Origin of the sequence: Flavobacterium pectinovorum (assembly GCF_006438875.1) — a bacterium.
GTDB classification, from domain to species: domain Bacteria; phylum Bacteroidota; class Bacteroidia; order Flavobacteriales; family Flavobacteriaceae; genus Flavobacterium; species Flavobacterium pectinovorum_A.
The window spans coordinates 170,099-181,948 of record NZ_RCZH01000009.1 but is presented as its reverse complement, the minus strand read 5'-3'; the positions used below and the strand labels follow the sequence as shown (position 1 = coordinate 181,948).

Sequence of the window (11,850 nt, the reverse complement as noted above, 5' to 3'; positions counted from 1 at the left end):
ATAACTAACGCGCGTAAATTTCTAGGATTTTTTAAGTTCTTCGGCCACTTTTTCAAGTTCCAAATACCAATCCTGACCAAAGCGGCGAATTAGCGCTTCTTTGACAAATTTATAAACCGGAACTTCTAATTCTTTACCTAAAGAACAGGCATCATCACAAATATCCCATTTATCATAATTCACCGCAGCAAATTCTGTGAAGTCTTTTACACGAATTGGATACAAATGACAAGAAACCGGTTTTTTCCAATCTATGATTCCCTGATTATACGCTTGTTCGATTCCACAAAGTGCAGTTTTACCATCAAAAATAACATACGCACAATCTTTCTCATCGATTAAAGGCGTTTCAAGATCACCATCAGTTCCTTTTACCCAGGTTCCCTGCGCTTCGATAGCCGCAATTCCTTCTTTTCGTAAAAAAGGTTTTATTTTAGGATAAATTTCTTCCAGAATTTTAGTTTCTGCTTCGCTTAATGGTGCACCCGCATCTCCGTCAACACAGCAAGCTCCTTTACAAGCTGACAAGTTGCACACAAATTCTTTTTCAAGAATATCCTCTGAAATAATGGTTTTACCTAATTGAAACATGATAATAAAGTACTAAAATTTATAAAGTGCAAAGATAGACAAAGAAAACGGATAAAAAATCTACCATAAAGATTCACAGAGTTTTTCACAATCCCGAAGCCTCGGGACACAAAGAATCATTCTGTTTTTAATCTTTTTACAATTCAAGCTTTGTTAATCTTTGCGAGAATACTTTGCGAAACTCTGTGTAACTAATAACAATTGTTACATATCTCACTTTTTCAATACTTATAACGTGTTTTTATAACAAAAATACATTGTATCAAAAAAACACCTACCTTTATTATCTACCTTTGCACAAAATTTTAAACCCTTAAAATCAAAGTAATTATGTTAGAAATCGACTTTAAAGAAATCGTTACTGTTGGAATGGTGCTTTTTGCCGTAATTGATATCGTAGGGTCAATTCCTATTATTGTAAATCTAAGATCAAAGGTGGGACATATTGAATCTGAAAAAGCTTCGATTGTTGCCGGACTTATTATGATTGTATTTCTTTTTGTTGGAGAAGGTTTTTTAAGCCTTATCGGTATAGATGTGCATTCATTTGCCGTTGCAGGTTCGTTTGTATTATTCTTTCTTGCTTTAGAGATGATTTTAGGAATTAGAATCTATCGTGACGAAGAACCTGGATCTGCCTCTATTGTTCCTTTGGCGTTTCCGTTGATTGCCGGAGCAGGAACTATGACGACTTTATTATCACTTCGATCTCAATTTCACACCATTAATATCATTATTGCCATTTTATTGAATATAATTTTAGTTTATATTGTTTTAAAATCTTCCAAAAAAATCGAGAATTTATTAGGAGAAAACGGACTTGGCGTGGTCCGCAAGACATTTGGAGTCATACTTTTAGCAATTGCTGTTAAATTATTTGCTGCTAATGTTAAAGGTTTGTTCGTCTAACAATTATTTTTATAAATTTACCCCATAAAATTTCTAAAATACAACTTAAGGACATTATTTTAACATCTGAAGGTTTTACTTTATTATTTTAGACAAACAAAACAACCATATGAAAATTTTTACTACAATCTTAGTGCTTTTAGCATTAGCTTTAATTGTTTTTAATATTACACAATTAGACTTCAAAAATCCTTTTCAAGGAGATAGTGGTGTGGCGCTTATTGGAATCGCAGCTTCGTTTTGTGCCGTATTGATTCTTTTGATTTTTAGAATTTCTAAAAGGATTGAAGAAAAAATGCACGATAACAGATAATATGTTTGACGTTTTACTTATTGGCGGTGGTGTTTCGAGTATGTCTTGTGCACTGGTTTTAGGATCTGCCAAAAACAAAGCTTTTGCTACCGATAAAAAAATCGGTGTTTTTACACATCAAAAAAGTTCTTCTTTACAAGAAGCAATTTTCTACAATGCTTACGGCATAAAACCAGGCAAATTGGGTTCAGAATTACTGACTGAAAGCACAGAACATTTAGCCGAAAGCTACCCGCACATTACACAAATCCCAAACGAAAAAGTAATTAAGGTCGCAGGATCTTATCCCGAATTTACTGTAACAACTAACAAAGACTCTTATAAAACCAAAAATATCGTTGTGGGGATTGGTTCTGCCAATACTTTTGACATCGAAGGTTTAATGCAATATATAGAACCGCATAAAAAAGCGTTACCTGAAAAACAACGTATTCAGCTTAAAAACGACGATCATAAAGTAGCCGACGGTATTTATGTTATTGGAACTTTAGCAGGTTGGAGAAGCCAACTCGATATTGCTGCCGGAAGTGGCGCTGCTGTTGCCACAGATATTCTAACTTTATGGAATAATGGCGTACAAACTCATGCACACGACAGCATTCGATAAAAAATTTAAAACATAAGTTTTTTTTTATATTGAACCATTAAGAGATTAAGAAAAATTAAGGTTTGATACTTAATAATCTTAATCTCTTAATGGTAAAACTATTTTAGCCGCAAAGCTTAATAAACTAAATATCTTCTTAATGGTTCAAAAAATTATGTTTAATTTTTTATTTAACCGAAACAATTTCTGTTACTTTGATATGTTTTTCATCATCGGTTTTCCAGATTTCTCCTTTTAATGAGACAACATCTCCAATTTTTAATTGTTTATAATTTTGAGGTCCACCAAGGTTTACAATACTAATTGTTGCAAAATAAACTTCTTTCGCATCTGTAGAAATTTTAGCTGTGTAACCATCTTTCCCCGACTCGATTGAATCTACTTTTCCCGAAACTGCATTATTACTTTTCATAGTCGCACAAGAAATTACAAAAGTCATTAGCATTATTAAAAAACCTACTCTTTTTAAATTTTTCATATTTTATTTTATTAACCGCAAAATTCGCAATCCCGAAACCTCGCGATACCCTATGTTCGCTAAGTTTTATTTAAGTTATTATTAATTCTATTTCAATTCAACACAGCTTCCTGCAATGACCTTTAAGTTTTCATCAAATTGTTTCCACACCCTGATATATCTAAAAATTCCGTTTAAAGGGCTCTGATCATAATTCCCTTTTAACAGAACAGTAACTGCAACAACCGCCGTATCGTCAATTATATTAATTATCTGATCTGAAGCTTCCAAAGCGTCAATTTTCATTTTTCCGGAACGATATACAGTCAAATCAAACTCTTTGGTAATTGTCTGACCATCCGGCAAATTGAAAAGTAAGTCATCATGAAGCATTTTTTCTAAAGCAGAAACATCAGCATTTTTAATTGCTGTCAAAAGTTCAATCTCAGCATTCACGATCTCTCCTGTTTTCATATAAAAATGAATTAAAGTTACTTTTTTGGATTCAAAACTGCTTTAATCATCGCGTCTTCTTTCAAAATCACATCATAATAATACAACTCACCATACAATTGTCTGGCAAATTCTGCAGTAATATAGCGATTCACTAAAGCTTTGGTTTTATCTAATTTTAAGTCTAAACCTGTCATTAAAATATAGGCTTTAAACTTTTTGAAATACGTATCTGAAGTTTTCATTTTGGCCAAAAACTCATTAAAATGAAGACCTGAAAATGCGTTACGGTTTTTATCTAATTCTTCAAAAACAAAATGACCAACGATCCCCGTTTGAAGCAAATAAGCGACATTCTCATTTCCGTGTTCAGCTTCAATTGGCACAAAAATATCCGGAACAATTCCGCCGCCACCGTAAACAATTTTACCTTTTGGTGTTTTAAATTTTAGAGAATCCGCCACTTTAATACTGTCTTTTGCATAAAGCTCTCCCGATTTCAAACGAGATTCAGATTCTTTAAAATATTCTTCGTTTCCTTTTTTGTATGGTTTTTGAATCGATCTTCCGGTTGGCGTATAATAACGCGCTACTGTCAGTCTAACGGCAGATCCATCATTAAAGTCCATTTCACGCTGCACCAATCCTTTTCCAAAAGAACGACGTCCCACAATAATTCCGCGATCATTATCCTGAAGTGCTCCAGCTAAGATTTCACTGGCAGATGCGCTATTTTCATTAATTAAAATATATACTTTACCTGTTTCAAAACTTCCTGCTTTTGTAGCATAAGTTTTTTCGGTAGTACCATTTTTATTTTTAGTAAATACAATTAGTTGTTTGTCTTTCAAAAACTCATCGGCAACAGCAATAGCTTCTTCCATATAGCCACCGCCATTATCTCGAAGGTCAATTACTAAAGATTCGATTCCGTTTTGTTTTAATCTGGCTAATCCTGTTTTAAATTCGTCAAAAGTAGTTTCAGCAAAACGATTGATTTTGATATAACCGGTATTACTTCCTATCATTATAGAAGCATCGACACTTTTTATCGGGATAATATCTCTTTTTACTTTAAACTTAAGCTTCTTTTGTTCTGATTTTCTAAAAACAGTTAATTCTATTTCGCTTCCTTGTTTTCCTTTCAACTTAGAAAACAAACTATCTGACGGCAAGCTTCTTCCGAACAATTTTGTTTTTCCGGCAAATAAAATTCGGTCTCCTGATTTAATTCCCGCTTTCGCCGAAGGTCCGTTTTCGATAGGTTTTATGATCGCAACAGAATCTTTATACATATAAAAATTAATTCCGATACCTACGAAATCCCCTTTCATACTTTCGGCAACTTCAGCTTGTTCTGTTGGTGGAATATAAACGGAATGCGGATCTAATTTTGATAGAATATTATCTACTGTTAAGTTCACAATAGAATCGGTATTGATGCTATCAACATATTCGTTATTGATAAAATCAATCAATTTGTTCAGCTTGGTTTTAGAGTAATTCTTAGCCAATAACTGATCATCAACGGGCGCATTCATTCTGCTTCCGAGTACGGTTCCAAGAGCAAAGGTTGCTCCGATAACGATTGGCAAATATTTTGAATTAAATTTCATTTACTCTTCTAAAACAGGAATATGTTCGACTTCAATACCAGCTTTTAATAAAAATTGAATACCGGAATCATCGCGATATCCGTTTTGATACACCACTCTTTTTATTCCGGACTGATGGATCAATTTACTACATTCTTTACATGGCGACAATGTTATGTACAACGTTGCTCCTTCGCAAGACTGAGTTGATCGGGCAACTTTCAAAATCGCATTTGCTTCGGCATGCAAAACATCCCAACGGGTTAATCCGTCTTCGTCTTCACAGCAATTTTCAAATCCGGATGGTGTGCCGTTGTATCCGTCAGAAATAATCATCCGGTCTTTTACGATAATAGCCCCAACTTGTTTTCGTTTGCAATACGAGAGTAAACTCCACTCTTTTGCGATGCGCAAATAAGCTTTATCGTATTTATTTAATTTCTTTAGCTTCATTTAATTTATCTGTTCCAAATTGGGCTTTCTATAATCATCGGAATCACAACTCCAATGATAAAAGCCGACATTACAAGCGCCCAATCGCGTTTTGAAAAACGAAATACCGTTTGTACTATATATGATATAACCAAGACTACAAACACAACTACTAATTGTGCCGCTTCGATTCCTAGCGCAAATTCTCCTAAAGGTAGTAATTTTGAGCTTGGTGAACCTCCTAAAATAGTCTTAAAATAATTTGAGAACCCAAGTCCGTGTATAATCCCAAAAAACAAGGTCACAAAAAATAATAAATTTACACCATCATTTTTAGATGCCTTCCCTGCTGTCAAAAGATTAAAAACAGCCGTTATTAAAATTGTAATCGGAATTAAAAATTCAACAATATTTACTTTTATAGCAATGATTCCGTAAACCGAAAGTAATAATGCTAAGGTATGACCTATTGTAAAAACAGAARCCAAAAGCAAAATGCGTTTCCAGTCTTTAAATAAATAAGGAACTGTTAATGCGATTAAAAAAAGAACGTGATCATAAGCATGAATATCCAGAACGTGCTTCAATCCTATTTGAAAATAAATCCAAAAATCTGACATAGGGGCAATAATATTAATTGATTAGGGGTTGTAAACTTACGATTTATTTTGAAAAACCAACAAAGTTCACCATCTAAACAACGAATAAAAATAAGTTAAATTTTATGAGAAATTTAAAATTGTTAAATTAAAATAAGATTTATCTTTGTAGCTTAAAAAAACTATAATTATGTCATTTTCAGATTTATTTGATAGCGAATTCAAACAAAGAAATAAAGGTCACTTTTCAGCTATTGTTCGTGTAGCATTAGCCGATGGAATTGTACATCCTGAGGAAAAGAATTTCTTGGACAAATTAGCTTCACGTTTAGAAATTTCAGAAACTGAGTATGAAGAAATTCTTAACGATCCATTAAAATACCCTATCAACCCACCTTATTTGCATGTTCAGCGTTTAGAGCGTTTATACGATTTAACCAGAATGGTGCATGTTGATCATCATCTTGAAGACCAACAAGAAGTAATGTTAAGAAAATTAGGAATTGCTTTAGGATTTACTCCAAGCAACGTAAACCATATAATTGCAAAAGCATTATCATTAGTAGACAAAAAAGTAGACGGTGATACTTTCGTATACGAAATGCAACATATGCATAAATAGTATTCAGTTTTCAGATTTGAAAATAGTTTACAGTCGCAGTTTTCAGTTTTCAAACTGACAGTTAAAACTAAATAAAAATATAAACCCGACACATTTTTAAAATGTGTCGGGTTTGTTTTTTAGTTCAGACTGTAAACTGAGACTGAAAACTGAGACTGTGACTGAAACTAAAGCGCTTCCGCCATAAACTCTTCAGCTTTTTCTACCATATTATAACTTCCGCAGAAAAACGGAACTCTTTCGTGCAATTCTGTTGGTTGGATTTCCATAATTCTTCCAAAACCGTCTGTCGCTTTTCCTCCTGCCTGCTCCGCGATAAAAGCCATTGGATTACATTCGTATAACAAACGTAATTTCCCTTTTGGTGCTTTCGAACTTGTTGGATATAAATAAATTCCGCCCTTGATCATATTTCGATGAAAATCAGAAACCAAACTTCCAATATATCTTGAAGTATAAGGTCTGTCTTCTTCTTCACGCTGACAATATTTAATGTAGTTTTTTACTCCTTGCGGAAAATGAACATAATTTCCTTCGTTTACCGAATAAATATTTCCATCTTTCGGAAATTTCATGTTTGGATGTGACAAATAAAATGTTCCGATAGCAGGATTTAATGTAAATCCATTTACACCATGACCTGTTGTATAAACCAACATTGTCGAAGTACCATAAATCACATAACCTGCTGCAACTTGATTGATCCCCGGTTGTAAAAAATCCTCGCTTGTTACCGGAGTTCCTATTGGAGTAATTCTTCTAAAAACAGAAAAAATTGTTCCCACAGAAACATTTACATCAATGTTTGAAGATCCGTCAAGCGGATCCATTAAGATCACGTACTTATTATTATGACTGTTGTCGCTCCCCTGAACAGTAATAAAATCGTCGTTTTCTTCAGAAGCAATTCCACAGACAATCTCACGGTTTATTAACGTCTGGATAAATACTTCGTTTGCATACACATCTAATTTTTGCTGGTCCTCACCCTGAACATTTTGCTCGCCTGCAGCGCCAATAATGTCGACTAAACCAGCCTTGTTTACTTTATAGTTTACGACTTTTGCCGCCAAACGTATAGAGTTGATAATTCGGGAAAGCTCCCCCGACGAATACTGAAATGCTTTTTGGTTCTCAATAATAAACTCTCCTAGTGTTTTATTGCGTTCTTCCATTACTATATCGTTGTAGATTTATTTTTAAGTCACAAATATCGTTTTTTTTGTGAGAATGATTTAAAAATTATTTTGTTAGTTTGCTACTATTGTATATTTGCTAATTAAAGTCAAAAAGTACAGGTGAAAAACACGCTTTTTTAGCTTATAACTGATTAATAATAAGAATATATGAAATTGCTATAGAAGATCGTTTGCGTAAAAAAACATCTGAAAAAACAAAAAGCAATACCATAATATGACCAATAAAATAAATTGCACATAATATGAATATTAGAAAAGGAAATCCCGAAGACATGAAATCTGTTTTAGGATTAATACAGGAGTTGGCAATATTCGAAAAAGAACCTGACGCAGTTGTGATCACTGAAGAGGATTTAGTTCGCGACGGTTTTGGCGAAAAACCATTGTTTCACGTTTTTGTTGCAGAAATTGAAAATGACGAACAACAAAAAGAAATTGTTGGAATGGCAGTATATTATTACCGATATTCTACCTGGAAAGGAAAAACAATACACCTTGAAGACTTAGTTGTTAAGGAAAAAATGCGCGGCACCGGATTAGGATCTGCACTTTATTCGGAAATAATGAAACAAGGAAAAAGAGATAATGTTCGAAGAATCGATTGGAATGTTCTGGACTGGAATACTCCGGCAGTTAAATTCTATGAAAACTCCGGTGCAAAAATCCTTGAAGAATGGAGAGTTGTTCAAATGGATGAAGCAGGAATTAATTCATTCTTAGAGAAAAAATAGACATAAGTTTTTTTGCCACAAATTTCACAAATTTACACTAATTTAATTTGTGCTAATTCGTGAAATTCGTGGCGAACGGACACAGATTTTAAAATTTTTTTAATCCCTTTTAATCTGTGGCAAAAAAAATTACAAAATATACTTAGGTTTCATATTGCCCAAATCTGAAGTCGAAAATCTAAATCTAAAATTAATAATGAGAGTATTTAAATTTGGTGGAGCATCAGTTAAAGATGCTGAAGGAATAAAAAACGTATATGACGTTTTACAAAAAGTAGGTTACGAAGATGTGATTTTGGTAGTTTCGGCTATGGGAAAAACGACAAATGCTCTTGAGGTTGTTATCAAGAATTATTTTGATAAATCAGAAGAGTTAAATTCATCTGTACAGGAAATAAAGAAATATCACAATCAAATCTTATTAGATTTATTTGATGATGAAAAACATGCCGTTTTTGCAGCTGTAACAGCACAATTTTCAGAACTGGAATACTTTTTGGCACATAATAAATCTCCTAATTACAATTTTGTTTACGATCAGATTGTAAGTTTTGGAGAATTAATTTCGACTACTATTCTAAGTCATTTCATGAACTTTATGGGAATCCAGACGCAATGGCTGGATGTTCGCAATTTCATTAAAACAAACGCAAATTACAGAGATGCCGAAGTAGATTGGGAAACGACTCAACAATTGATCAGTAAAAATGTAAAACGTAAAATATTAAATATTACGCAAGGATTCTTAGGTGCTGATGAAAACAATTTCACAACAACTCTGGGTCGTGAAGGTTCTGATTATACAGCAGGAATTTTTGCTTATTGTTTAAATGCCGAAAGTGTTACAATCTGGAAAGATGTTCCAGGTGTTATGAACGCCGATCCACGTTATTTTGAAAATGCCAGTTTGCTAAATCAAATTTCGTATCGTGAAGCTATCGAATTAGCTTTTTATGGTGCGACGGTAATTCACCCAAAAACATTACAGCCGCTACAGAAAAAAGAAATTCCATTATATGTAAAATCTTTTATCAACCCATTATTAAAAGGAACTTGTGTTTCTAAAGGTGTTGATTTAGAACCGCAATATCCTTGTTTTATTGTAAAAAGAAATCAGCTTTTGATTTCACTTTCATCAATTGATTTCTCTTTTATAATGGAAGAAAATATCAGTGAGATCTTTGCTTTGTTTCATGAATTCAAAATCAAAGTAAACCTGATTCAGAATTCTGCGATTAGTTTTTCTGTTTGTGTGGAAGATAAATTTGAGAATTTCAATGATTTGAATGCGATACTTTCGAAAAAATTCAAAGTAGATTATAGCGAAAATGTGACATTATATACCATTCGTCACTTTACAGAACAAGCTGCACAAACGGTCGAAGAAAACAAAGAAGTTTTACTAAAACAAGTGAGTAGAGAAACAATGCAAATAGTGACTAAAGAAATCAATTAATCTTGCTATAGAAGTTAATTATATTAATTCAATATATTCCTAAAAGGGCTCTACATATTTGTGGAGCCTTTTTTATTATCCTGAATTATCTGCTTTTGATTCTTTATTAAATTCTTTATTATTTTTTTCAATTCTTTTATTCTTGCTTCATATTGCGCAATTATTTTATCTGATAATTGATTAACAACATTTTTGTTTGAATCAGCATTTTCATTTGTATCAGATCTTAAACCAATTTTAATCAATTCTTCTGAGTTTATTTCAAAAAGCTCACATATTTCTTTAACATAGCTTGACCAGGAACCACTCTTTCCTCTTTCCATTCTTGCATATGAAGATTGTGATATATGTAAAAAATCAGCAACTTCTTCCTGAGACATATTCTTTGCTTTACGCCATTGTTTTAGTCTATTTCCTACAGTTATATTCATAATTTAACCATTTAACTGCTGTAAACATAAGAAATATTTTACTATTTTGTAAATAAAAGAATTAAATAACCGAAAATCGACTTAGACATAGTTCAATTACACTGTAATTTTATTCTTCTAACAACTCATAAAAGAAAAATCATGTCACCTTTTAGTAAATTAATGATAATAATATTTTTTATTGTTTGTATCCTTTGGATAGGTTTTGGATTTTATCAAATTCTAATTTTTGGATTTTCATTTGGAAAAGATTTTCTTATCGGAATAACTCGCATTATACAGGGATCAGTAACTTCTTATATCATATATAATAGATTTTACAAGAAAAAGAAAAACTGAATTATGCGATTTCCGACTTGAAATAACCGATTTCTGCATAAGGATAACTTCAAACAGCACATAACTTTGTTGAACTAGCTAAATTAGAATATTATGAAAAATTTAATTATTTACTATTTCCAAATTTTACTACCGCTTCCCTTATTATATTTCGCAGCAAAGCAAGATCCTATCCTGTTTGTTGTATTACTGATATTTTATTATATCTATAGAATATTCACAGATTATTATAGATTAAAAAGCAAAAATGTTCTCAAGAAAAATGATTTCCTGCTTTTTATAATTCCTTTATGGACTATCAAATATTTTAAGGAATTATACTTTGAGAACTAAGCGCATTTTTCTAATTCTTGCCAAAATAGTTATAGCCCTTTTGCTGTATTATTTATTTATAGCCAGAAATTGGCTTAGCATGACAACACCTACAATAGTTTTAATAACAATAAGTTGTATTTATCCATCTTTCTTGCTTTATACAAAAGCAATATGTTTTTCAAAAAGAAAAAATAATTTGTTTCGGTTATCTACATCATAATATATATTAGATTTTGTAAGAATAAAAAACTGAATTACYCGAATTTAGACTTAAAATAACCGATTTCTGCATAAGGATAACTTCAAACAGCACATAACTTTGTTTTATTATTAACACTAAATATAACATTATGAAAAAATTAGAATTAAATCAAATGGAGAATTTAAATGGTGGTGCTCAGCAAAAATTAAAAAATGTTGATGACGGTGGAGGATTAACTAAAGATTGTATGATGGCTATCGGACTTATGGGATTAGGCCTAGTAGGTATTGGTCTTTTGGGTGTTGGAACAGCTGGTTTTGGAGCTATAGCTGTAGCTTCCTTATCTGGTTTATCAGGTGCTATTGGAATGAGTGCTTGTCACGGTCAATTATAAAATAACAATATGAGATTATGAATAAATATCTGTCTTTTATTTTACTTGTAACCACTCTATTTTCTATCATCTCCTTAATTTATGGTATATGTGTTACAAAAACATTATATAGCATCACATCACCTTTACTTTTTTTAATTTTTATAATTATTTTTTTATTTACAAATAAAACTAAGAAAAACTAAAGAATACCGAATAGAGGGAG

15 protein-coding genes are annotated in these 11,850 nt (G+C 32.2%); 7 read left to right on the top strand and 8 right to left on the bottom strand.

Annotated elements, in window-relative coordinates; genetic code table 11:
• Nucleotides 1-21 precede the first annotated feature (21 nt).
• Nucleotides 22-591 carry a DUF3109 family protein gene (locus EAH81_RS15150; RefSeq protein WP_140508565.1) on the bottom strand — a complete coding sequence of 190 codons (570 nt, stop codon included), beginning with the start codon at nucleotides 589-591 and terminating at the stop codon, nucleotides 22-24.
• 330 nt (nucleotides 592-921) lie between these two features.
• Between EAH81_RS15150 and EAH81_RS15145 the strand changes: the two genes are divergently transcribed.
• From EAH81_RS15145 to EAH81_RS15135, 3 genes are all read left to right on the top strand, one after another.
• Nucleotides 922-1,500, top strand: a complete 579-nt coding sequence (locus tag EAH81_RS15145; RefSeq protein ID WP_140508563.1) for a MarC family protein — start codon at nucleotides 922-924, stop codon at nucleotides 1,498-1,500.
• Nucleotides 1,501-1,609: 109 nt separating this feature from the next.
• Nucleotides 1,610-1,813: a hypothetical protein gene (locus EAH81_RS15140; RefSeq protein ID WP_140508561.1), complete on the top strand. Its 204-nt coding sequence runs from the start codon at nucleotides 1,610-1,612 to the stop codon at nucleotides 1,811-1,813.
• A 1-nt stretch (nucleotide 1,814) separates the two neighbouring features.
• The gene (locus tag EAH81_RS15135) at nucleotides 1,815-2,420 is read left to right on the top strand and encodes an FAD-dependent oxidoreductase (protein ID WP_140508559.1); all 606 of its coding nucleotides are present in this window, start codon (nucleotides 1,815-1,817) and stop codon (nucleotides 2,418-2,420) included.
• Between the two features lie 166 nt (nucleotides 2,421-2,586).
• Here the strand turns inward: EAH81_RS15135 and EAH81_RS15130 are convergent, their stop codons facing one another.
• The 5 genes from EAH81_RS15130 to EAH81_RS15110 form a co-directional block, all read right to left on the bottom strand.
• Nucleotides 2,587-2,898 (bottom strand): hypothetical protein, encoded by a 312-nt coding sequence (locus tag EAH81_RS15130; protein ID WP_140508557.1) that lies wholly within the window; start codon nucleotides 2,896-2,898, stop codon nucleotides 2,587-2,589.
• An 87-nt stretch (nucleotides 2,899-2,985) separates the two neighbouring features.
• The gene (locus tag EAH81_RS15125) at nucleotides 2,986-3,351 is read right to left on the bottom strand and encodes a nuclear transport factor 2 family protein (RefSeq protein WP_140508555.1); all 366 of its coding nucleotides are present in this window, start codon (nucleotides 3,349-3,351) and stop codon (nucleotides 2,986-2,988) included.
• Between the two features lie 17 nt (nucleotides 3,352-3,368).
• Nucleotides 3,369-4,946, bottom strand: coding sequence for a S41 family peptidase (locus EAH81_RS15120; RefSeq protein WP_140508553.1), 1,578 nt, complete (start codon nucleotides 4,944-4,946; stop codon nucleotides 3,369-3,371).
• On the bottom strand, nucleotides 4,947-5,378 hold the full coding sequence (locus tag EAH81_RS15115; protein WP_140508550.1) for a deoxycytidylate deaminase: 432 nt from the start codon (nucleotides 5,376-5,378) through the stop codon (nucleotides 4,947-4,949). It lies immediately after the preceding gene.
• 5 nt (nucleotides 5,379-5,383) lie between these two features.
• Nucleotides 5,384-5,977, bottom strand: a complete 594-nt coding sequence (locus tag EAH81_RS15110; RefSeq protein ID WP_140508548.1) for a HupE/UreJ family protein — start codon at nucleotides 5,975-5,977, stop codon at nucleotides 5,384-5,386.
• Between the two features lie 169 nt (nucleotides 5,978-6,146).
• On the opposite strand from EAH81_RS15110, the gene EAH81_RS15105 reads away from it, so the two are divergent.
• Nucleotides 6,147-6,578, top strand: a complete 432-nt coding sequence (locus EAH81_RS15105; RefSeq protein ID WP_089353187.1) for a TerB family tellurite resistance protein — start codon at nucleotides 6,147-6,149, stop codon at nucleotides 6,576-6,578.
• Nucleotides 6,579-6,745: 167 nt separating this feature from the next.
• On the opposite strand, the gene fbp is transcribed toward EAH81_RS15105, so the two are convergent.
• Nucleotides 6,746-7,753 carry a class 1 fructose-bisphosphatase gene (gene fbp / locus EAH81_RS15100; RefSeq protein ID WP_140508546.1) on the bottom strand — a complete coding sequence of 336 codons (1,008 nt, stop codon included), beginning with the start codon at nucleotides 7,751-7,753 and terminating at the stop codon, nucleotides 6,746-6,748.
• Nucleotides 7,754-8,019: 266 nt separating this feature from the next.
• Between fbp and EAH81_RS15095 the strand changes: the two genes are divergently transcribed.
• Complete coding sequence (locus tag EAH81_RS15095; protein ID WP_140508544.1) at nucleotides 8,020-8,508, top strand: GNAT family N-acetyltransferase; 489 nt, start codon at nucleotides 8,020-8,022, stop codon at nucleotides 8,506-8,508.
• A gap of 196 nt (nucleotides 8,509-8,704) precedes the next feature.
• Nucleotides 8,705-9,964, top strand: coding sequence for an aspartate kinase (locus EAH81_RS15090; RefSeq protein WP_140508542.1), 1,260 nt, complete (start codon nucleotides 8,705-8,707; stop codon nucleotides 9,962-9,964).
• A 50-nt stretch (nucleotides 9,965-10,014) separates the two neighbouring features.
• On the opposite strand, the gene EAH81_RS15085 is transcribed toward EAH81_RS15090, so the two are convergent.
• The gene (locus EAH81_RS15085; RefSeq protein WP_140508524.1) at nucleotides 10,015-10,395 is read right to left on the bottom strand and encodes a helix-turn-helix domain-containing protein; all 381 of its coding nucleotides are present in this window, start codon (nucleotides 10,393-10,395) and stop codon (nucleotides 10,015-10,017) included.
• 1,004 nt (nucleotides 10,396-11,399) lie between these two features.
• Here EAH81_RS15085 and EAH81_RS15075 point away from each other — a divergent pair.
• On the top strand, nucleotides 11,400-11,645 hold the full coding sequence (locus EAH81_RS15075) for a hypothetical protein (protein WP_140508519.1): 246 nt from the start codon (nucleotides 11,400-11,402) through the stop codon (nucleotides 11,643-11,645).
• The last annotated feature ends 205 nt before the right edge of the window (nucleotides 11,646-11,850 follow it).